Origin of the sequence: Vibrio sp. 10N.261.51.A3 (assembly GCF_041471965.1) — a bacterium.
Taxonomy (GTDB): Bacteria; Pseudomonadota; Gammaproteobacteria; order Enterobacterales; family Vibrionaceae; genus Vibrio; species Vibrio crassostreae_C.
On record NZ_JBFRPK010000071.1, the window covers coordinates 1 to 23,151 of the forward strand.

Here is a 23,151-nt window from a genome sequence, read left to right on the forward strand (position 1 = left end):
AAAGATCAACACGCCCTAGTGATCTCTGACATAAAAAACAAGCGAATCCCCCCAAAAAAAGCATCAAAGTAATTCCAATCACCGCGTAAATATCGGTTTTGCCCATATACTAGCCAAGACAACGCGACGCCCAACGACATCATTAGCGCCATACTCCACGCACAAAAAAGCGCGAGAAACGGATGTCATTCTCGCGCTTTTTTAGAACCGTATATCTTGAAGTTTACGGTTAGATCTTAGCAGTAAACGTACGGCTAATTACATCTTGTTGCTGCTCACGTGTTAGCGAGTTGAACCTCACAGCGTAACCCGACACTCGGATGGTTAACTGTGGGTATTTTTCTGGATGTTCGACGGCATCCAACAACATGTCACGGTTAAGCACGTTCACGTTAAGGTGCTGTCCACCCTCAACACGAATCGATCCTGCACTTTCCTCGTGGTGGAAGTAACCATCCATTAGTGCTGCTAGGTTCACTTTTTGGCTTAGATCATCTTTACCTAGTGCATTTGGTACGATTGAGAAGGTGTAAGAAATACCATCTTTAGCGAATTCAAACGGCAGTTTGGCAACTGAAGAAAGTGAAGCAACCGCACCTTTCTCGTCACGACCGTGCATTGGGTTTGCGCCCGGGCCAAATGGCATACCTGCGCGGCGACCATCTGGTGTGTTACCGGTTTTTTTACCATATACAACGTTTGAAGTAATCGTAAGGATAGATTGAGTTGGAACCGCTTCACGGTAGGTGTTCATTTTCTGAATTTTTTTCATAAAACGTTCAACCAAATCACAAGCAATATCATCAACACGTGAATCGTTGTTGCCGAATTTTGGATATTCACCTTCAATCTCAAAGTCGACAGCGATGCCATCTTCGTTACGTACTGGTGTTACCTTCGCGTATTTGATAGCCGCTAACGAGTCAGCAACAACCGACAGCCCTGCAATACCACAAGCCATTGTGCGATGAACATCGCGGTCCATTAATGCCATTAACGATGCTTCATAGCTGTAACGGTCATGCGAGTAATGGATCACGTTCAGCGCAGTGACGTATTGCGTTGCAAGCCAATCCATCATGTCATCAAAGCGAGGCATTAAGCGGTCAAAATCGAGAACTTCATCTTCGATACGAGCAACTTGGGGGCCAACCTGCATGTTAGATTTTTCATCAACACCACCGTTAATGGTGTAAAGCAACGCTTTAGCAAGGTTTGCACGAGCACCAAAGAACTGCATATGTTGGCCAACCACCTGCGGGCTTACACAACACGCAATCGCGTAATCATCGTTATCAAAATCCGCACGCATTAGATCATCGTTCTCATACTGAAGTGATGAGGTTTCGATAGACACTTTAGCCGCGTATTGTTTAAACGCGATAGGCAGTTGTTCAGACCATAGAACCGTCATGTTCGGCTCTGGTGCTGGGCCCATCGTGTGCAATGTGTGCAAGTAGCGGAAAGTCGTTTTGCTAACAAGAGTACGACCATCAACGCCCATACCAGCCATTGCTTCTGTTGCCCAAATTGGGTCGCCAGAGAACAATGAATCGTATTCAGGAGTGCGAAGGAAACGAACCATACGAAGCTTCATGATGAAATGGTCAATCAACTCTTGCGCTTGTTTTTCATCAATCAGACCAAGTTTAAGGTCACGTTCGATGTAAACATCTAGGAAGGTTGATGTGCGGCCTAGCGACATCGCAGCACCATTTTGAGACTTAACCGCAGCTAAGTAGCCAAAATAGGTAAACTGGATTGCCTCTTGCGCAGTACGAGCAGGAGAAGACATATCAATGCCGTACTTCAAACCCATTTCTCGCATTTCATCAAGGGCACGAATTTGATCAGTAAGCTCTTCACGTAGACGCAATGTCTTATCTAAATCACCACCCGTTTCAAGCATCTTCTGAGTTGATTTGAACTGCTCATTTTTGTCTGATTTTAGGAAGTCGATACCGTACAAAGCAAGACGACGGTAGTCGCCAATAATGCGTCCACGACCATAAGCATCTGGCAGACCAGTAATAATACCAGAACGGCGACATGCTTTAATTTCGTCAGTATAAAGATCGAACGCTACTTGGTTATGCGTTTTGCGGTACTCAGTGAAGATCTTTTCGATTTGTGGCTCTAATTCACGACCGTACACTTCGCACGACGTTTTCACCATTCGAATACCACCATTAGCGATGATGCCGCGTTTCAGTGGTTTATCGGTTTGTAGACCCACGATTTTTTCGAGGTTTTTTGCAATGTAACCTGCATCGTGTGAGGTGATAGTGGAAACGATATCAGTATCAAAATCGACAGGGGCATGAGTGCGGCTTTCTTCTTTAATACCCTCTAGCACCGATTCCCATAGCTGTGTCGTCGAGTCCGACACGTCCGCAAGAAAAGATTCATCACCTTCATAAGGGGTGTAGTTTCGCTGAATAAAATCACGTGCATTAACGGATGTTTGCCACTCGCCAGCTTGAAATCCCGCCCAAGCTTCCATCATATCGGTTGTCGGAATAGTCATAATGACCTCCTAAGTTATTGATAAACAGACAATATCGATGATTATTTATAATCATTGGTTTCTGCTGGCTATACTAAACCGACCAATCTATGAGTAAAGTGAGCTGTTTTCATAAAATACATGCACAAAATGCATTTATTGAAATTACTATTTTATATTCAATACCTTAAGTTGAAGGTTAACTACTCTAGATTCCAATTAGTTTGTTCCTTCAGAAGTAGGAAATAGACTCTTAGTGACTCACCGACGTTGAAAACAGGTTGATGATCACCACACCAGACAGAATCAAAGCGATGCCAATGATCGCGTAGATGTCTAGCTTTTGCCCGTAGACCAACCAAGACAACGCCGCGACCAACACTATCCCTGCCCCACACCAAATCGCATAGGCGACACCCAAAGACATGGTTTGAACCGTGAGAGACAACAGATAAAAAGCAAAGCCATAACCGACGAGTACTGCGGCGGTAGCAGGAAGGGAAGTAAATTGCTGCGTTTTAGGCAATAGAGAAGTCGCGACAACTTCAAGCACGATGGCGAGTGACAGCATCACTGGAGGCGGAAGAGATAAAAGCATGTTTGAGTCCACAACATTAAATACGGCGCTCAGAATATTGTAGTTTTATTTCCAATTCATGCGATTTTCAGTAAGCAATTATTATGACGTACCTTAAAAATTCTTAAGTGTGACTTTCGGTTAACACGAGGAACCTAAATGCTCTATTATTACAAATACGTAATAATCATTTTCTATTTAAGGGGATTATCAAAACATGCACTCACACCTATACTAGCTCCAACAAAACGAGAGAGCGGAAACAATTAAGCTCAACTACGCTTAACGGGTTGAATTTAATTGCACAGTTATCCGCTGTACTGACATATAGGAAACATCCAATGACAATCGAAATTAAACCTGGTCAAACGCATATCAAATCAAAAGCAATGGTTGCATGGGCAGCTGGCGAGCCACTAAAAATGGAAGAAGTTGATGTACAACTTCCTAAAGCTGGTGAGGTTCTAGTTCGCATCGTTGCTACTGGTGTTTGTCACACTGACGCATTCACATTATCAGGTGACGATCCAGAAGGTATCTTCCCTTCAATTCTTGGTCACGAAGGTGGCGGTATCGTTGAGATGATCGGCGAAGGCGTTACAAGTGTTGAGATTGGCGACCACGTTATCCCACTTTACACAGCAGAATGTGGCGAATGTAAGTTCTGTAAATCTGGTAAAACTAACCTATGCCAAGCCGTTCGTGAAACGCAAGGTAAAGGCCTAATGCCAGACGGTACAAGCCGCTTCTCTATCAATGGCGAAACAATTTTCCATTACATGGGTTGCTCGACTTTCTCTGAGTACACAGTACTTCCAGAAATATCTCTAGCGAAAGTAAGCAAAGAAGCACCACTTGAAGAAGTTTGTCTTCTAGGTTGTGGTGTAACTACGGGTATGGGCGCGGTACTTAACACAGCTAAAGTTGAAAAAGGCGACAACGTTGCTGTATTCGGCCTAGGTGGTATCGGTCTTTCTGCAATCATTGGTGCTCGCATGGCTGGTGCTGACCGCATCATCGGTGTTGATATCAACGAGAGCAAATTCGAGCTAGCAAAACAGCTTGGCGCGACTGACTGCATCAACCCAACTAAATTCGACAAGCCAATCCAAGACGTTATCGTTGAGATGACAGACGGTGGTGTTGAGTACTCTTTCGAGTGTATCGGTAACGTAAACGTGATGCGTCAAGCCCTTGAGTGCTGTCACAAAGGTTGGGGCGAATCTGTCATCATTGGTGTTGCGGGTGCAGGCCAAGAGATCGCAACTCGTCCATTCCAACTAGTGACTGGTCGTGTATGGCGTGGCTCTGCTTTCGGTGGTGTTAAAGGCCGCTCTGAGCTTCCAGAAATCGTAAACCGTTACATGGCGGGTGAGTTTGGCCTTCAAGAGTTCATCACTCACACAATGGGTCTGCAAGACGTAAACGAAGCATTCGACCTAATGCACAAAGGTGAATCTATCCGTACTGTTCTACACATGGATAAGTAACACATCTTGGCCTCGATTCTTTCGAGCATCGAGGCCACAGCTACAAATGAATAGCAACAAACTGTCTTCACCACCTCCTGCCCGGTGGGTGGTGAAACTTTATGTAATATAGACAAATTTACTCCCAAACCATCAACCTAACGGAGCACAATAGATGACAATCGAAAACATTAGCCAAGCAAAGGTTGCTGGTGGTTGGCACAAACAATACACCCACTTTTCTGCAACGCTTGACTGCAACATGCGTTTTGCGATTTTCTTGCCACCTAACGCAAGCAAAGAAAACCCAGTTCCTGTTTTGTATTGGTTGTCAGGCTTAACCTGTACCGATGAAAACTTCATGCAAAAAGCCGGCGCTTTCAAAGCCGCGGCTGAGCAAGGCATCGCGATTGTTGCACCAGACACTAGCCCACGTGGCGAAGGTGTTGCCGACGATGAAAATTACGATCTCGGCCAAGGTGCAGGCTTCTATGTGAATGCCACTCAAGCGCCATGGGACAGCCATTACCACATGTACGATTACGTGGTAACAGAGCTCCCTGCATTAATTGAGTCGTTCTTCCCTGTTACATCCGTAAAATCGATTTCTGGTCACAGCATGGGCGGACATGGTGCCCTAACGATTGGCATTAAAAACGAAGATAGCTACCGTTCTATCTCTGCATTCAGCCCAATCACCAACCCAATGCAATGCCCTTGGGGACAAAAAGCCTTCAACCAATACCTAGGCTTGGATATTGAAGAGTGGAAACACTACGATGCCTCTGAGCTTCTAAAAACCAAAGGCACTAAACTGCCAATGTTGGTCGACCAAGGTGAAGCCGATAACTTCCTGATTGAACAGCTTAAACCTGAGCAATTAGTCGAAGCCGCTAAGGTAACCAATGCCGATTTAGATCTACGTATGCAGCCTGGTTACGACCACAGCTACTACTTCATCTCTAGCTTTATTGATGAACACATTGAGTTCCACGCTGCTTACTTAAACAAGTAGCCAGATGAATTTAGCCCGCACTTTGTAAACGCAAGGTGCGGGCTTTTTTATGCCTACTGATTTTATAACGGTTGCTTTTATAACTGCTTAATACGCTGCTTTAACGCTTCTAAATCTATATCATTGCCAACAATTCGTAATCGAACATACTCTTCAGTCATCGCGTCGCACGTAATAGCAAAATCGACACCCGAACATGTCTTAATACCGATACTCTCAAATAGCTTTGAAAGGTGAGTTCCTCTCTTTTTCAACAACATAATGGGCGTCGATATTGACGTGCCAACCACCTCAATATTGTTCTCAGACAACAAGCTGATCATTTGCTGCTTAAAGTATTCAGTTTTGCTGCGGTTCATTTCTAAGAAGTGTTTTGCATTGGGTAAGGTCGCCGATGCGATTTTTATTGAGGGGTAAGTCGGCGTAAACACACTCACCGCAGCTTCGATTGCAGAAGTCAGGTTTTCACTGCTGGCTAAGTAACCGAGTCGAATCCCAGCGAGCCCTAAACCTTTAGAAAAGGTTCGTAAAACTATTAAGTTGTCCAAGACTAAGGTCTGATCGAGCATAGACTGCTCAGGGGTCAGGTATTCACCATATGCCTCGTCGACAATCAAAATAGCGCCAGAACGCTCACATACTCTCGCTATCTCGACCAGATAAGCTCTGTCGTAGATTCGACCCGTTGGGTTGTTGGGATTATCGATATACACCAAGGCAGGATTTTGACTGCTTATTTTTGATGCCAACACACCGAACAGATCCGACTCGTTTTGATAATCAAACATGTTGATGGACTGGTACTTCCCGCCCACCAAAGTGAACTCTGATACTGCTTCAACAAACTGAGGGCCAATGCCTATCATGGTGCGATTGTTGTGATCGATAAGTTTATTGAAGATAAGTTCTAGCGCCCCAAGAGAGCCCGTGGTGTACGTAATACGACAATCTTCAATCCCAATAAACTGGCGAGTCAGATAAGTCAGCTCCGAAAGCTCCCTGTGGCAATAGTACTTATCAATACCGTAGATAATATCTTTGATCACATGTTCAGGAATTTCTGGTGCGCCAAATGGATTGGAGCCAAGTGAACAATCGATACGAAATGAGTGATCGACATAAGAATGGTATTCGCCACTTAACCGTGGATTTAAATGCATAAGAAAACGCTCAAAAAATATTCATGCGCTATTCTTATCGTACTGAATTTTATCTATATAGGTCATTTCGCGACAGTTCTTCGCCTTGTTTCGAGAGACTGGTTAAAAACCAAGATTGGTTCAAATAACGAATTCTCTTAAGCCATAATCAAGAGTTAAGCACTCGTGTTTACATTTCGAGTTAACCGAACCGCTTTCTTTGCGCTAGATTAAGCTGAGATAAGATAGGGTAATAACAGAGCTTGCATCTTTACTCTCCCTAGTTACCATAGCCCCATTAACATCCCCCATATTTTGAAGGTTGCTATGAAAGCAATTAAGACTCTTTTCTTCCTGATGGTTTTATTGAGCGGTCTGTTTACCGCTTGGCTGTTTATTCCAATTCCAGCGACCATGGACAAGCAAACGCTCGACGTTCCATTAACGGAACCATTCAAGCTTGTTGCGTATCGCAGCAACCCGAATGATGCGAGCAAGCCGCTGACTTACCACTACTATGTGATTTCAGATGTGGTTGGTGTAGACGACATGGACCCATTCCTGATTACCACGGACCAGTTCGTGAAGCTTGGCGAATTCGACGAGAACACATTCAACCTTACGGTTAACGGCAAGATTGATAGCTACACCAACGATTTGTGGATCAAGAAATCTGATGGCAAGCTTCAACACTGGTACGTGAGTATTAACGCGAACTATATTCGTTAAAATCGAACTGCAATAAACCTCATTTTAAAACTGCGCTTTGGCTTCCAAGCGCAGTTTTTGTTTCTAGCAACACCCTCCACTTATCCCGACCCGTTCGACATAAACTGCATTGCCTACTTTTGATTCACTGCTGCCCTTGCTCTCAAGGTGTTATAAGCTCTTTAGATACGATAAGCTCAGACCATGCTCGACGCCCAATAAATCAAAATAATAAAGGATCACCCGTGGAATTTACGCTCGACAAATTTAACGGCATCATCATTGACCCAGCAACAGCCCCTCACGATGTTGACTCATTCAATGCCGAACTCAGCGAGATCACCGAATTTTCAAAGCAGAATAGCAAAGGCATTATTTGGATTAGCTTACCTATTTCACTCTCGCACCTTATTCCGGTGGCGACTGAGCTTGGCTTTGTGTTTCACAACTGCTTAGAAGACGAGATTACGCTGATCCACAAATCCGAGATTGTAGAGTTTGTGCCTTTCATTCCGACCCACACCTTGGGTGCTGGTGCGTTAATCACTAACGAACACAATCAAGTTCTGATGATCAAAGAGCACGGCATGACGGGTTACAAATTACCGGGCGGTCATATTGAGTTGGGTGAAGGCATTGAAGAATCGGTGGTTCGTGAAACCTTGGAAGAAACCGGTATCGAGGCAACGTTCGTTTCTGTGGTTGGCATGGCGACAAGACACCCGTATCAATTCGGTAAATCAAACCTCTACTTTATTTGTCACCTTATCGCTCAAACTCAAGAAATTGCGATTCAAGACACAGATGAAATTGCAGAAGCTAAATGGATTGATGTTGAAGAGTATATTAACAACCCCGACAGCTACCCGTTCAACCGCCAGTTAGTCGGCTCTTTGATAGGCAAACAAGGATTAGAACTTACCCAACTAGAAGGCAACTATGGCCCGAACCATAAGCCAGAGATCTTCTTTTCGAAAAACTAAAGCGATTCAAACATAAAAACGCCAAGCTCATAAGAACTTGGCGTTTTGCTTTTCATTTTACTTGTATTGTTTAAGCCATCTCGTTGCTAGTGACTTCCTAATAGACTGTTCTAGAACCTATCTATTTTAGAAAAATCCTAGTGGGTTAGTATCGTAGCTGATCAACAGGTTCTTAGTATTTTGGTAGTGATCGAGCATCATCTTATGTGTCTCACGGCCGATACCCGACTTCTTGTAACCACCAAACGCGGCATGAGCTGGGTAAGCGTGGTAGCAGTTCACCCAAATACGGCCGGCTTCAATGTTGCGACCCATTCGATACGCGAGGTTTGCATCACGCGTCCACACGCCTGCACCCAAGCCATATTCGGTATCATTGGCTATCTCGAGTGCTTCTGCTTCATCTTTAAACGTCGTCACCGCGATAACAGGACCGAAGATCTCCTCTTGGAATACTCGCATCTTGTTGTGCCCTTCCAACATTGTTGGCTGGATGTAATAACCATTACCGAGATCATCAGATTGCTGCGCAACTTCGCCACCTGTCAGCACTTTCGCACCCTCTTGACGACCGATTTCAAGGTAGCTCAGAATCTTATCGAACTGCTCTTTTGAAGCTTGTGCGCCAACCTGAGTATCAGTATCTAGCGGGTTACCTTGTTTAATAGTTTGAGCACGCTCGACCACCTTGGCGATGAACTTGTCGTACACCGATTCATGGATCAGCACACGTGATGGACAGGTACACACTTCACCTTGGTTGAAGAACGCCAGCAACATGCCTTCGACACACTTATCAAGGTATTCGTCTTCATGGTTAAAGATGTCTGGGAAATAGATATTTGGAGACTTACCGCCAAGCTCAACCGTTGATGGAATCAAGCTTTCAGCCGCACATTTCAAGATGTGGTGACCGACTTCTGTCGAACCGGTAAAGGCCAATTTCGCTAAACGATCGCTGGTTGCTAACGCTTGACCCGCTTCGTTACCAAAACCATTGACGATGTTGACTACGCCTGCAGGTAGAAGATCAGCGATCTTCTCCATCATCACTAAGATCGATGTCGGTGTTTGCTCCGCTGGCTTCATCACAACACAGCAACCCGCAGCCAGTGCTGGCGCCAATTTCCAAGCCGCCATTAAAATCGGGAAGTTCCAAGGAATGATCTGCCCCACCACACCGATGGGTTCTGGGAAGTGGTAGCTCGCGGTGTTTGAATCTAGCTCGGCTGCGCTGCCTTCTTGCGCCCGAATACAGCCTGCAAAGTAACGGAAGTGGTCAACAACTAACGGGATGTCTGCCGCTAGAGTTTCACGCACAGGCTTGCCGTTTTCCCACGTCTCCGCCACCGCGATTTCTTCTAGGTGCGCTTCAATGCGATCGGAAATTTTAAGTAGGATATTGGAACGTTCTGTCACACTGGTCGCAGCCCAACTAGCACGAGCCGCATGCGCCGCATCGAGTGCCAAGCTAATGTCTGCCTCTGTTGAACGTGCCACTTGGCAATACACCTGACCATTCACTGGGGAAGTGTTATCAAAATACTCGCCGCTGACAGGCTTCACCCACTCGCCACCGATAAAGTTATCGTATTGAGCTTTAAAGTTCACCACTGCGTTGTCACTACCCGGCTGTGCGTAAATCATAGTTAGATCCTTCTTCGATTTGATATTCGTTATTGAGCTAGAACTGTCTTATTTTTGTGGCGGCTCCCCTTGAGAAAAGAACTCATGGCGAGACGCCCATGTTTATGCTTTCTGTTTAAAACACTGATACTTCGTGTTTTCTTCACAACAGTAACAACGCAAATCACACGCCAGAACTTCAAAACTTGTTGTTAATAAATTGTAAAACTATGATTACCAAACGTTTACAACCCAAAGTGAGTTGGCATTGAACGGACGTATGGAAACCACTCCAGTGTTCAACTGTTCCAAATTGGTACACCCTCACTGTTACGACATGGAACAGTCATGCACCTTCAACAAGCAAACACCTCAGATTGGCTTTCGTCCTCTTGGCACCGCAGCACAGAAGCGGGTCTAAAACAGAGACGACTTCCTGAAGATATTCGCCTGCCACAGTCGATTCTGAAGCAGCGACGTCATCAATCATCGAGCTTGATTCAAATCGTCGAACGTAATGCACTGCCTCTGTTCAACCAGATGTTTGCACGTACCGACAGTCGTTTGATCTTGACCGACATTGAAGGGGTGATTCTGGCTAGTTGGGGACAAGAGCGGTTTAAGGAGAAACTGACTTCGATTGCACTCAGCTCTGGTGCGTGTTGGCAGGAACAACTTAAAGGCACCAACGCGATTGGCACCGCGATTGTTGAGGCCAAGCCAGTATCTATCATTGGCGAACAGCACTTCATCCACCAGCATCGATTTATCAGTTGTTCAGCGAGTCCGGTGTTTGACCATCAAGGTCAAATGGTTGGGGTGTTAGACATTACCAGCGAGCAACAGCAACACGACAGTTCGGTGCAACTACTGGTTCAAAATATGGTTCAGCTTGTTGAGAACCAGCTACTGAGCCACATCCCACAAGGCACCACTCGAATCGATCTTGCGTGTGAGAAATCTTTATTACACAGTGGTTGGCAAGGGATAGTGATAGCGAACGAAGCTGGCGAGGTAGTCGCGCACAATCAAGTCGCATCTCAACTGCTGGATCAAACCTCAATCGTCGGCGAGTGCATCGACACTCTCTTCAACCGAACCTCATTAGACACGCCCTTTGTGTTTGAGAAACAGCACCTCAAACAAACAACGACCAAGCGCACGCGTTCCATTTCAGCATCGTGCGATTTGCACCATGGCGAACAACAGATAGAACACGCTTGGCAGCAAGCCAACAAGGTTATCGACAAAGGAATCAGCCTATTAATCCTAGGTGAAACAGGGGTTGGTAAAGGCGAATTTGTTAAAGCACTGCACAAGCAAAGCCAGCGTAAATCTTCACCCTTAGTAGCAGTAAATTGCGGGGCGCTACCGAAAGATCTTATCGAATCTGAACTGTTTGGCTACGCGCCGGGGGCTTTTACGGGCGCAAGCCACAAAGGTTTCCAAGGCAAGATCCGCCAGGCAGATAAAGGGATCTTATTTCTAGATGAGATCGCCGACATGCCTTTAGAAGCTCAGTGCCGACTACTGCATGTTCTGCAAGACAAATCCGTGGTGCCAGTTGGTTCTAATCAAAGCTATCAAGTCGATTGTCAGATCATCGCTGCAACTCACAAAAACCTCGAGCAGTTAGTCGCAACAGGTGAGTTTAGGCAAGACCTGTATTACAGACTCAATGGCTTAGCTTTCACCTTGCCAAGCCTACAACACCGACAAGACAAGCACGCTTTAATCGAGCACATTCATCGTAAATACGCCGAAGACGAACAGACAATCTGCCCGCACTTGATGAGCTTACTGTGCGCCTATTCTTGGCCGGGTAATATCCGCGAATTAGACAACTTACTTAAGGTTGCTGCTCTATTAGCAAGTGATGAACCCCAACTCACACTCGAGCATGTGCCCAGCCACCTTGCTCAACATCTCACGTCATTAGCACACGATAATCAGCATCAGCTAATGACTCCTAATGCCATCAAAGGTACAGCGAGTAACGATTTAAGAAGTACCGTTGAAGAAACCTTGCTGCAAACCTATCAAGCCAACCAAGGCAACATAAGTAAGACTTCGAGAATACTCGGTATCAGCCGCAATACCATTTATCGAAAGCTAAAGAGCTTGGGGATTCTATAGTAGGAAAAGGAATCTAAGCTACTCAGAATCCAACTCCACAAGTTGATTGAGCACTTCTTTATCCAATACCGGGTGATGCTTGGCCGCTAGGATCAGCACAATATCGACCGAAGGCAACGGTGGCATATCATCGAGGATTCTCAAATCTGAAGTCACGCTCAGCTTACCCATCGCGCCAATGGCTAATCCAGCTTTAACGATCGCTCGCTGCGCTGAAGCAGTATTGCTACACGCCAATAACTGATAAGGCGTGCCCTGCTTGGTTAAGCCATTCACTGCCGCGGCGTGGTACTTACAATCGGTCTGAAACAAGGCTAATGGCACTGGTTTAGACTCATCGAACACATAATCAGGGCTGCTTATCCATACTCCGATATCATGAGTGAGCCAGTAACCCTCTTCACTATCGGGCGCTCGGGTGACAATCGCCGCATCAAGCCTGCCGTCATCCAACCACTCTCTCAGCGTAATGCTGGGCAGGCTGAATATTTGGATTGAACAGGTGGGTTCTGCTTTCTGCAACAGGCGAATCACTTTCGGCAGAATGGTGTCATTGTAGTCTTCAGGGCAGCCGAGTCGCAGAGGTTGTTTGTCTTCGTAACGCTTTACTTGCTTAAGTGCGGTATTGTGAAGGGCGACCAACTGTTCGGCATGAGATCGCAGCGCTAAGCCAGCTTCAGTCAGTATTAAATTACGTCCTTCTTTCTGGAAAAGAGTGACGTTGAGTTCTTCTTCCAACTTACGCATCTGAGCACTGAATGCCGATTGGGTGCGATTTATCTGTTTCGCTGCACGAGTGAAACTACTGGTTTCTACAAACGCGAGAAAGCCTCGCAAAGCATCAATATCCATATTGAAATCACCACCCATCGTTTTTGTTAATGTATTGCATCAAAATTATCCGTTAGTGCGCCGCAATACAATCCCCTAATCTCAAATGCATGCCCACCAAACGCAAGGAAGCAACGATGCAGCTTTATATTGGAAACCAGAACTACTCAACTTGGTCACTGCGCGCATGGCTAATATTCGACAACTACAACCTGAATGCAGAAGTCATCAAGCTCAAGCTGTTCACCTCTGATTTTTACGACACTCTGGCGAAAGTGACGCCAACGGCCAAGGTTCCAACCCTAGTTGATGGTAATGTTGCGGTGTGGGATTCATTGGCGATTCTCGAATACGTTAACGATGCCTATTTGGACGGTGCAGCGTGGCCTAGCTCAGTGAAAGAACGCGCCCATGCCCGAGCAATTTCCGCCGAGATGCACTCTGGGTTCTTTGCCGTCAGAAATGAAATGCCGATGAACTGCCGCGCACAACGAAAGCTCACACTGAGTGAAGACGCACTGAAAGACATCGCTCGTATTGATGCAATATGGTCTGCACAAATGGAACAATACCCAGAGGGATGGTTATTTGGTGAATGGTCGATTGCCGATGCGATGTTTGCACCCGTCGCATTGCGCGTAGAAACCTATGGAATACAACTTTCCGAAAAGGCATCGCAGTATCAACAACGTGTGCTTAACAGTCCATCAATACAAAAATGGCTGGCAGAGGCAAGCTTAGAAACCGATGTGGTTGAAGAAGATGAGGCGGGCAAGCCAGTATAAAATACAAGACACCCTTCCAAAGCTCACTAGTCTGTGAGCTTTTATCTAAACCTTATTAATTTGGTCGATTGTGATCGCCTAATCACAATGTGCAGATGTGATTGTTTATATTCAAAGAAATTCAAATAGTTAAGATAAACATCATGTTACGAGCAACGATCGCATTACTCAGTATTACTAGCTTCGCCGTATCTGCCAACGCCCATCTTCCTTCTGGAGAAGAGTGGCTCAACCATGCGACTGAAGGGCTTGCACCTTATTGGTTAATGCCTAGCGCTCAAGGAGAACCGGTAGGAAACTTCCCTACTTTCCGCTGTGATGACGGTACCTTGCTCGATGTTTCTGATGTGTGCCATGAACTAAACAAAGGCTGGATCACGCCACACTTTGGCAAAGAGTTTACGCGGATGAAGTCACGTCAAACTTATGCCTATGGCGTGCTCTACCACCTTAGTGGCGATAAGCAGGCTTTAGCGCTTGCCAAGCAAGGAGCCTACTACATCATTGATCAGCTAGAAGATAAGCAAAACGGCGGCTTTATCGGCTACACAAAAGAGGGAAAAGTAGGCCAGAATTGGCAGCAGCGTACTTCTCAAGATCAAGCGTATGCATTAGTAGGCCTTGCCATGTACTACTACCTGACTCAAGACAAAAAGGTAGAAGAAGCACTCATCGCACAACAAGCTTTTATCTTTGATAAATATCGACTTAGCGACAACAGCGGTCTTGCTTGGGTACTTGCGGATGGTGAAGATGGCAAAGCCACACAGCGTGAACTGGTCGCGCAACTTGATCAGATTAACGGTTACATGCTGTTAGTCGCTCCTCTGCTCAAAGAGCCCATCAAATCAAAATGGCTTGATGACTTAAACTGGCTCACGCAAGCCATGATTGACCAATACCATTCTGAAGATGAACAACGCTTCTACGGTGCAATTCACGATAAAGCAGCGATGATGCCGAATGCTAATCACAATGATTTTGGACACACCATCAAAGCGTATTGGATGACTTACCTTACAGGCCAAACATTGAATAACTCTGAATGGTCAGAGTTTGGTTTAGACGGTATGAAATACACTTTGGATCAGGCGCAATATCAGAAAGAGTTCGTGAGTGTCTCCCAATATTATGGCGAGGAACTTCAGAAAGCCTGGAAAGGACAAGAGATAACTGGCTGGCAAAGCAGACCGCACAGTGAGTGGGCTTCATCATGGGAGTGGGCGGAACTTGATCAAGCAGCAATGACGGTTTCACTTGTCGATGGTTCGATGAAAGACGTCCTGCAATACACGTTACCGACCTTTCATGATGTATGGGTCGACCACAAATACGGCGGTGTCGGGCTTGACCCAAAACGCACCAAAGCTTTCCATTGGGGCAACGGTTATCACCAGTTTGAACATGCGCTGATTGGCTATTTGTTCGCTCAGCAAGTTGACGCGAAGCCAGCAGTATTGCATTACGCAAGGCCGACCAACAGCAATATGCCAATGGAACCGTATTACTATCAAGGAGACGTAGTTAAGTTGGAGAAACTTGGAGATGGAACGCAGAAGGTCAGCTTCAATAACATTCGACCTTAGCGTGGGTATTGGATCTGAATTGCTTGGAGCAACAGATAAGCTCAGAAAGCCTGCACAACACGATGCAACAGACTCAAACAAAAGCCGCTGTTGGGCAGCGGCTTTTTGGTGAAACAAAGATGGCTTAATCATCTAGCCCTTCAATTGGGCTCATTGAACGATAAACGGTTTTTACGTCACCTTTGATGGACAGCATGCTTAAATCATCAATGAAGAAGCGGCTAGTCATTGTGTGCTTACCACAATTGATGAATATTTCGATGACCGACTTGTCGACATAGACCTCGATGGTTTGCTTGGCGCTCAACCTCGGCGCTTTTCTAACACACCCAAACTCTTCAGCGTAGAGTTGAGACATATTGCTGCGATCAAGAATGAACTCATTATCTGCCGCACTGAACACGATGTTATCACCCGCAACGTTGGCAAGTGTAAACTCAAACTCGTCAGTATCCGTTTCGAGCTCAACCATGAAGCTGGTTGTATCCAATTCAAGAGCATTTTCAATCGTAACAGCTTCCCCCTGTAGCGCTTTCAATTCAGGTAAAGCAGACTGAACAAGATAGCCATCTTGGATTTGAAGTTCGCGTGGTAACGACAACATGCCCGCCCACTGATGCGCATTAGAAGGTGTATCAATCTCAGGCAGACCAATCCAAGCAATCAAAATGCGACGATCTTTATCATCTAAGTAAGTCTGTGGTGCGTAGAAATCAAAGCCGTAATCTGGCTGCGCAATGTCTTGATGATTTTCCAGTTTCGCCGTATCTAGGTTCAAGCGGTCACCCAAAATGTAAGCCACAGAATAGATATTTTTGAAGTCGTATGGGTTTTCACTAGACACGCCTTGCGGAGAAAATAGCATCACCGACTGATTATCTATTTCAAAGAAATCAGGGCACTCCCACATATAGCCAAGGTTGTTGTAACGAGTTTGAATTGGACCTTTGTGCTGCCAATTCATCAGGTCTCGGCTGCAATATAGCGCCATAGAGCCAGTATTTTGAGGCGTTTGAGCACCCACAACCATCAGATAATCGCCGCCCTGTTTCCACACTTTTGGGTCGCGGAAATGTTCGGTGTAGTGATCGTTTTCGATAACCACGCCGTGCTTTTCTATTTTGCCGTCAGCAGTCATCTTGGCAAAACATTGAGTTGGCACTCGCAACCAATTTCCGTCGCGCTTGTTACCTGTAAAAAACAACAATGCATTGTCGTTTTCAACCAATGCACCACCAGAGTAAACACCGTGAGAGTCGTAATCTTGGTCTGGGTGCAAGCCAATGCCGTGGTCTTCGAAATGAACGAAGTCTTTGGTAGAAAGGTGGTACCAGTACTTCATACCATGGACGGGGCCAACTGGCGTCCATTGGTAAAATAGGTGGTGTTCACCATTAAAGAAACACAGACCATTCGGATCATTAAGCAGACCAAACTTAGGCGCAATATGGTAGCTTGGATAGCCAGAGTCTTGTTTGCGAAGCTCTACCATCGCATCAATACTCTCTAGAGAAATATCTTCTATACGGCGATATCTTTGCTCTACTGTCCAGTTCGAGTTCAAACTCATACACTCTCCTCTACGGCATTCGTATTTGAAGAGTCTTTTTGAATAAACTGAGTAAGAGCTTCTTGCGTTGGAAGTGCGGTCATTGCGCCTTTTTGCGTGGTCGCCAGTGCACCACACCCATTCGCCCACTGAATTGCAGAATCGACGACTTGTTGATTGTTCCACTCATCATCTTGAGAAAGCTTTGCAAGCAAACCGCCAACAAAAGCATCGCCTGCACCCGTGGTATCCACTGGCGTCACTGAGCGACCTGAAATCAACACACCTTGGTTTTCAAATACTCGCCAAACGCCTTTCGCGCCCTGCGTAACCAGAACAAGCGTGTTGTTAAGATCTGCAATGTTAGCCAAGCCTTGTTCCATCGAAGTTGAATCGGTTAAGAAGTCCAGTTCTTCTTCTGAGAATTTAACCACATCCGCCAACTCAACCGCTTTCATGACCACAGACTTAATTTCAGATGGGTTTTGCCACACTTCATCACGAAGGTTTGGATCGAAGCTGATGTAACCGCCCGCGGCTTTCATACGTCGGATCGCTTCGAAGGTACTGCTTCGGCTTGGTTCATTAGCCAAAGAGATCGAGCAGACGTGTAGCCACTCGTTTTTCTTAAATTCGGGAATGTCTTCAACAGACATAAACTGGTCGGCACTTGGCTTAACCATAAACGTAAAGCTACGCTCGCCTTGGTCATCAAGATCGACCACCACGGTTGACGTGCGTTGTTCAGGGTCCTTCACCAAACGCTCGGTATTCACACCTTCCTTTTGCAGAGTCACTTCCATAAAAGTGCCAAACGGATCGTTACCCACTCGGCCAAAAAATGCGCTTTTGCCTAAAAGGCGAGAAATCGCTACCGCGACATTAGCAGGCGCACCGCCCGGACATTTCAATAATGTCGCGTCAGTCTCCGGAATGAGGTCGACGACGGCGTCTCCAGTTACCCAAACTTGATTCATCTTTCTTACCTTAAAACTGAAAATCATGACAACCGAAAGCGATGGCAATCGAAAGCAGTAGCAACCAAAAGCAAGGTGACACTTCACGCTGTCATGTAAAAATATAAAAAGGCTAGCTAAGCCAAATCACCTAGCTAGCACCCCAAAGCTTAGGAAATGAAGTGAAAAGGGGGGCTTCACTTCTAGGGAGAAACGTTAAGCTGTTGCTTTAATGTTTTGCTTGCTGCGCTCGCGCAGACCTAAAACAACGGTCAGAGCAAAGGCAGTCACGAACGCGATAATCATACCTACCACGTAGTAGCCAATCTTTTCTGGTGATATTGAGATGATGCCAGGAATACCCGCCGCACCCAGTGCTTGTGCTTTCACATTGAACATCGTGATAAACGCGCTTGAAATCGCAGCGGCACAAACCGCAGCAATGAATGGATAGCGAAGCTTCAAGTTCACACCGAACATTGCAGGTTCAGTAATACCAAGCAAGCCAGTCACACCAGAAGGAATCGCGATACCTTTCATTTTCTTATCTTTACTCATGAAACCAACCGCCAGTGCCGCTGCACCTTGTGACACGTTAGACATCGCCGCGATAGGGAAGATGAACGTACCGCCAGTCGTTGCGATATCCGCAAGCAGCTGAGTTTCAATAGCAATAAAGCTATGGTGCATACCAGTAATAACAAACGGCGCATAAATCAAACCAAACACCGCACCGCCAATGAAGCCAGCACTGTTGTATAACCAATTTAGGCCGTCACCAAGCAGGAAGCCGATATCACGAGTAAATGGACCAACAATCGTGAATGTTAACAAACCAGTTATGAAAATCGCCAATAGCGGCGTTAGCAAGTTATCCAGAACCGAAGGAATAACTTTACGCAGCCCAAGCTCAACTTTCGCTAGAATAAACGCAGAAACAAGAACGGGTAGTACTGAACCTTGATAGCCTACTTTCTCGATTTCGAAACCTAAAATGTTCCAAACCGGAATGCTGCCCGACACTGATGCGCCACCGAAGCCCCAGCCGTTAAGCAAGTCTGGGTGAACCATCAACATACCTAAAGCCGCGCCAAGGTATGGGTTACCACCAAACTTCTTACTCGCTGAAAATGCTAATAAAATAGGTAAGTACACAAAAGGAGCATTAGCAAATGTATTGATCATGTTTGCTAGGTCGGTCAAACCCGGATTAGCGTCGATTAAAGATTTGCCATCAATGAATAAGCCTTGAGCCGTCAATAGGTTGTAGATACCCATCAACAAACCACCAGCAACAATCGCCGGAATGATTGGTACAAAAATATCAGACAGGCCTTTCACCGCGCGTTGCAGGATATTTTGGTTGTCAGCACCTGCAGACGCCACATCGTTGGTCGACATTTCCGTCATTTCAGTCAGCTTAGCCAACTCAGCATAAACTTGGTTTACGATGCCTGAGCCAAAGATGATCTGATATTGACCTGCCACTTTAAACTGGCCCTTAACCCCTTCTAGGTTATCAATCGCCTGTTCATCAATTTTATCTTGGTCTGCAACCGCAAGACGCAGACGAGTCGCGCAGTGTGCGAGTGCGGTGATATTACTTTTACCACCTAATAGAGAAAGCAGCTCTTTTGCTATTTTTGGATAATTCATTACATACCCCATTGGATTATCATTTGAGCTTTTGAATTTTCGGGAACGTTTGCAAAACAAATTTTTGCCTAGAAATAACAAATGATCAAAGATAACTGCTCAATAGTGTGAGAATGATCTTCAAATTATCTCCCTAGGATAAGAAGACAGGGTTAAAATCCCCTAATAACAGGTAAATTTGATGCTCTGTTTGCAAACAATCCCAAAACTAAAATTACAATTGGATAATGAATAATGGCTAGTCTTCATGATGTCGCTCGTCTCGCTGGAGTTTCCAAGTCGACGGTTTCAAGAGTAATCAATGATGAGTATGGCGTAAAAGACGCGACCAAGGTGAAGGTGCGTAAAGCGGTTGAAGAGTGTGGCTATCTCCCAAACCAAGTCGCTAAAGACTTAAAGTCCCAAAAAACCAACCTGGTTGGCGTGATTGTTCCTAGGGTTTCTTCCCATGCCACCTCTCAGGGTGTCGATGGTTTAACCGCTGTCTTAGAGCAAGCGGGCAAGCATGTATTATTAGCGAGCACACACCAAACACACCATAAAGAACTTGAATATATTCAGATATTTAACCAGAAGCGTGTTGAAGGCATCATCCTGTACGCGACCCACCTCGACAACCAATTAGTCAAAGCGATTCAAAGCTCTGCCGTACCCGTGGTATTGGTTGGTCAAGACGGGTCAATGTTTAACATCCCAAGCATTGTGCACGACGACACTCGCGTAGGGTTTGAAGCGGGTAATCGCCTCATAGCGAAAGCTTGTAAGCATATGGGATTCATCGGTGTGCAAGGTGATGATATTGCGGTTGATAAGATGAGATCGGAAGGCTTCGCTCAATCGCTTCAATTTAACGACCTCACACTGCAATTTCACGCCCGTGGCGACTTCACCATAGAATCAGGTTACCAACTGGCGAAGCAGTATCTCAAGGAGCACACCAAGCTCGACGGCCTATTCTGCGCCACTGACCGTATCGCAATCGGTGCGATCAGAGCAATTCAAGAAGCGGGCCTCGTTCCAGGAAAGGATGTCTTGGTACTCGGCGTGGGTGATGATGAACTTGCTTCAGTATGCACACCAACGCTGTCTACGTTTAACTATGCGTTTGATAAAGCGGGAGAAAATGGAGCCAAGCTGCTACTCGACCGTATTGAGAAAAAAGGCTTTGAAATGAGCAAGATGGTGTTGACCTTCACCACTATTGACCGAGAGTCTTGCTAGCGATTTATTTCAGAGATCAGGTTATCCCAAGATAAAAAATGCCAACCTTCGAGTTGAAACGATAAGGTTGGCATTTGGTGATGCGACTATCACATCATGAGTAACACTCTCTATCTAAACGATATATCAAGCAATTAGAACCAAGTTTCCATCTGCAGTGCAAACAGAACCTCGCCGCCCTCTCCCATCGTTGCAGCATCTGCTTCAGTGCTAATCGAGTAACCATTCAGGTCTTCACTCCAATCCACATAGCTCACAGCGAAACGCAGTTCAGGCCTATCAAAGAAACCAGTGCTAGTTGAAAGCTTGAGTGTTGGTGCAACTGTCGCTTTGTAGAAACCGCCGCTCGCTTGCTCTGTCGAGTTGTCTAAATCCATGTATTGCAATGAACCTTCGTAAACCATCTCAAAGTTCTCTGTGAACTCTTGAGCTAATCGAACGTTTAAAGAAGCCCATGTGAACTCGTCATTCTTCTTCAAACGGTCTTGGCTATGCTCTGCCATTAATGCAGGTGCTAAGCGCCAGTTGTCGCCAATGCGAGTGACACCGTAGCTAAACAGGCGAACGGCTTTCGCGTCATCCAGTAGATCACCATTTGAACCGATGCCTTTTAGCTCTGCACCTAGGCCACTACCCACTAACATACCCGTTTTAGAGAAGCCTTCGCTCAGACCAAAGAAGTTGTCTCCATGGTACGCAAACATTGCGTGTACACCGCTTTCAGCTGCGCCATTTAGGCGGCTATCGTTGTCTGCTGAGGTCATACCGCTCAACATCACTTGCCATTGGCCAATACGGTTATTCATGGTTGCAATGTAGTTTTCTACATCTGTTGACGAGCTATCAATCTCACCAAAATCTCGGCCATAAATAGAGAAATTCGCTTTCCAGTTGTCGCTCATCTGAACGTCATAAACGCCCGCACCAGTACCTGATAAGAAGACAATATCCGAATCGAAAAAGTGAATATCAAAGTTGTCGCGATCGAATCGTTTACCCGCCCAAAACGTTGCTTCAGAAAACGCTTCAGATTCAGAGAACATGCTCAGACGGTTCAGTTCTGAATACACTTGTCGCACATTCAACTGGCTTTCGCTGGCAGTCCACTCGTTATTTGTCTCAGTACTGTCGGCCAACATGATGCGAAACAAAGCACTAGAGCCATCGTCTGCAAATCGCTTATGAATCAAGTTCGCTTCAACGTAATGATCATCTTCAACACCAAGACGTCCAATTGGAGCTCCAATGGCACCCGCCGCTGTCATGTAAGGACCAGTACCTGTCGCGCCGTTTAGGTCGTCGTTGATCAATAACCCAGAGCGAGCATAGCCGTGAAACTCAAACGAAGAAGCCTTTTCATTGGCCTCGGTAGAGACCTGCTCTGTTTGTGCAACCCTTTGTTCTAATTCATTAATACGTTGCTCTAATGCTGCAACGTCTTCACTTGCTAATACCGATGTAGTCATTAGCCCCATTGTTACAGCAACCGCTAAAATGTGTCGTTTCATTCTGATGTTCTCACGTTAATTGTTTTGGATTATTTGCAAACGTTCCCAAAACAATTCGTAAGCACATTTCGGCTTATACTTTTGATGTATAAGCTCTATATCGAAGAAGAAATAGAAATCAGTCGTGTTGATTACTTCACTTTTGTATCTGAGTGGATGATAGATCGATAATTTCGGGAACGTTACCGAAAATACATAATTCTGATAACTTTGTCACAAGTGAAATTGATTAATGGGCGAAAAATAGTGTATCACGCACATTAGATATCTCAGAAAAATAGAGAGAAAATCCAGTACGAGAATTAGGAAAGGCGCTAAAAAATGCAACAGGTTGGCTATAAAAATTAAAGCCTGAGAAGCGATTTTTCAGGCTTTAGAAAGGCGTTCATTGATAACAATAGGTCGTTTTTTGAAAAGTGTATGACATTAACTAACGTGACAGTTTATAGAAGAATAAAGCGTTTAAAAGACTACTTTCTCTTACCCTGCTCCACCAACTTTTCATTCCATGCCGTATTGCCGTCACGCTTAGAGACATCGTACTCCGCACAGAACTGAGATATGGTCATATTGTTATCGCCAGTGGCAAGCTTGAGAGCCAACTGAACTTGTTGAAGCTTGCTTTGCAGTCGCAAGATTTGACCAGCATTTGGGCTTTTTTCTTTGGCATACTTTAAGGCTGCATGCTTACGTTCTGCCGCGCCCGCTCGGCGATCTGCTTCTGATAACAGATACTTGAGTTGAGCAACACTCTTGCCTTTCTTGAAGGCAGGATCAAGCAACTCAACGCATTCATCAAACGATGGATCGATAACGTATGGGTCAACTTTATGAGCTTGTTGGCGCATCCATTCGAGTGCGAGTTTTTCATCTGACATAATTACATCTTTACCAAAGAAA

18 protein-coding genes are annotated in these 23,151 nt (G+C 45.5%); 8 read left to right on the forward strand and 10 right to left on the reverse strand.

Annotation, left to right across the window (positions count from 1 at the left end; genetic code table 11):
• Positions 1-229: 229 nt before the first annotated feature.
• Together pflB and AB4371_RS17110 are read right to left on the reverse strand one after the other, a co-directional pair.
• Positions 230-2,527 carry a formate C-acetyltransferase gene (gene pflB / locus AB4371_RS17105; protein WP_372128277.1) on the reverse strand — a complete coding sequence of 766 codons (2,298 nt, stop codon included), beginning with the start codon at positions 2,525-2,527 and terminating at the stop codon, positions 230-232.
• Positions 2,528-2,759: 232 nt separating this feature from the next.
• Entirely contained in the window at positions 2,760-3,104 is a 345-nt protein-coding gene (locus AB4371_RS17110) for a multidrug efflux SMR transporter (RefSeq protein WP_017069768.1), read from the reverse strand.
• 320 nt (positions 3,105-3,424) lie between these two features.
• On the opposite strand from AB4371_RS17110, the gene AB4371_RS17115 reads away from it, so the two are divergent.
• Both AB4371_RS17115 and fghA read left to right on the forward strand, forming a co-directional pair.
• Positions 3,425-4,573: an S-(hydroxymethyl)glutathione dehydrogenase/class III alcohol dehydrogenase gene (locus AB4371_RS17115; RefSeq protein ID WP_017064961.1), complete on the forward strand. Its 1,149-nt coding sequence runs from the start codon at positions 3,425-3,427 to the stop codon at positions 4,571-4,573.
• 154 nt (positions 4,574-4,727) lie between these two features.
• The gene (fghA, locus tag AB4371_RS17120) at positions 4,728-5,567 is read left to right on the forward strand and encodes an S-formylglutathione hydrolase (RefSeq protein WP_017061633.1); all 840 of its coding nucleotides are present in this window, start codon (positions 4,728-4,730) and stop codon (positions 5,565-5,567) included.
• 77 nt (positions 5,568-5,644) lie between these two features.
• On the opposite strand, the gene AB4371_RS17125 is transcribed toward fghA, so the two are convergent.
• The gene (locus AB4371_RS17125; RefSeq protein ID WP_372128278.1) at positions 5,645-6,727 is read right to left on the reverse strand and encodes an aminotransferase class I/II-fold pyridoxal phosphate-dependent enzyme; all 1,083 of its coding nucleotides are present in this window, start codon (positions 6,725-6,727) and stop codon (positions 5,645-5,647) included.
• A 306-nt stretch (positions 6,728-7,033) separates the two neighbouring features.
• Between AB4371_RS17125 and AB4371_RS17130 the strand changes: the two genes are divergently transcribed.
• Complete coding sequence (locus AB4371_RS17130; RefSeq protein ID WP_017061631.1) at positions 7,034-7,435, forward strand: hypothetical protein; 402 nt, start codon at positions 7,034-7,036, stop codon at positions 7,433-7,435.
• 224 nt (positions 7,436-7,659) lie between these two features.
• Entirely contained in the window at positions 7,660-8,397 is a 738-nt protein-coding gene (locus tag AB4371_RS17135; RefSeq protein WP_104216025.1) for an NUDIX domain-containing protein, read from the forward strand.
• A 126-nt stretch (positions 8,398-8,523) separates the two neighbouring features.
• On the opposite strand, the gene AB4371_RS17140 is transcribed toward AB4371_RS17135, so the two are convergent.
• Positions 8,524-10,044: an aldehyde dehydrogenase family protein gene (locus tag AB4371_RS17140; RefSeq protein ID WP_137002175.1), complete on the reverse strand. Its 1,521-nt coding sequence runs from the start codon at positions 10,042-10,044 to the stop codon at positions 8,524-8,526.
• Between the two features lie 327 nt (positions 10,045-10,371).
• On the opposite strand from AB4371_RS17140, the gene AB4371_RS17145 reads away from it, so the two are divergent.
• Positions 10,372-12,159, forward strand: coding sequence for a sigma-54-dependent Fis family transcriptional regulator (locus tag AB4371_RS17145; RefSeq protein ID WP_372150389.1), 1,788 nt, complete (start codon positions 10,372-10,374; stop codon positions 12,157-12,159).
• Positions 12,160-12,177: 18 nt separating this feature from the next.
• Here the strand turns inward: AB4371_RS17145 and AB4371_RS17150 are convergent, their stop codons facing one another.
• On the reverse strand, positions 12,178-13,029 hold the full coding sequence (locus AB4371_RS17150) for a LysR family transcriptional regulator (RefSeq protein ID WP_372150390.1): 852 nt from the start codon (positions 13,027-13,029) through the stop codon (positions 12,178-12,180).
• A gap of 98 nt (positions 13,030-13,127) precedes the next feature.
• On the opposite strand from AB4371_RS17150, the gene AB4371_RS17155 reads away from it, so the two are divergent.
• On the forward strand, positions 13,128-13,775 hold the full coding sequence (locus AB4371_RS17155; RefSeq protein WP_017069761.1) for a glutathione S-transferase family protein: 648 nt from the start codon (positions 13,128-13,130) through the stop codon (positions 13,773-13,775).
• 143 nt (positions 13,776-13,918) lie between these two features.
• The gene (locus AB4371_RS17160; RefSeq protein ID WP_372128279.1) at positions 13,919-15,361 is read left to right on the forward strand and encodes an N-acylglucosamine 2-epimerase; all 1,443 of its coding nucleotides are present in this window, start codon (positions 13,919-13,921) and stop codon (positions 15,359-15,361) included.
• Positions 15,362-15,485: 124 nt separating this feature from the next.
• Here AB4371_RS17160 and AB4371_RS17165 read toward each other — a convergent pair whose 3' ends face one another.
• From AB4371_RS17165 to AB4371_RS17175, 3 genes are all read right to left on the reverse strand, one after another.
• A complete protein-coding gene (locus AB4371_RS17165; RefSeq protein WP_372128280.1) occupies positions 15,486-16,931 on the reverse strand; it encodes a sucrose-6-phosphate hydrolase in 1,446 nt (481 codons plus the stop codon).
• A complete protein-coding gene (locus tag AB4371_RS17170; RefSeq protein WP_017061624.1) occupies positions 16,928-17,887 on the reverse strand; it encodes an aminoimidazole riboside kinase in 960 nt (319 codons plus the stop codon). Before AB4371_RS17170 ends, AB4371_RS17165 begins: the two co-directional genes overlap by 4 nt.
• A gap of 195 nt (positions 17,888-18,082) precedes the next feature.
• A complete protein-coding gene (locus tag AB4371_RS17175; RefSeq protein ID WP_017064972.1) occupies positions 18,083-19,522 on the reverse strand; it encodes a sucrose-specific PTS transporter subunit IIBC in 1,440 nt (479 codons plus the stop codon).
• A 234-nt stretch (positions 19,523-19,756) separates the two neighbouring features.
• On the opposite strand from AB4371_RS17175, the gene AB4371_RS17180 reads away from it, so the two are divergent.
• On the forward strand, positions 19,757-20,743 hold the full coding sequence (locus AB4371_RS17180) for a LacI family DNA-binding transcriptional regulator (RefSeq protein ID WP_017067468.1): 987 nt from the start codon (positions 19,757-19,759) through the stop codon (positions 20,741-20,743).
• Between the two features lie 134 nt (positions 20,744-20,877).
• Here the strand turns inward: AB4371_RS17180 and AB4371_RS17185 are convergent, their stop codons facing one another.
• Positions 20,878-22,251, reverse strand: a complete 1,374-nt coding sequence (locus AB4371_RS17185) for a carbohydrate porin (RefSeq protein WP_102320859.1) — start codon at positions 22,249-22,251, stop codon at positions 20,878-20,880.
• Between the two features lie 470 nt (positions 22,252-22,721).
• Entirely contained in the window at positions 22,722-23,129 is a 408-nt protein-coding gene (locus AB4371_RS17190; protein WP_017054885.1) for a hypothetical protein, read from the reverse strand.
• Positions 23,130-23,151: the final 22 nt, after the last annotated feature.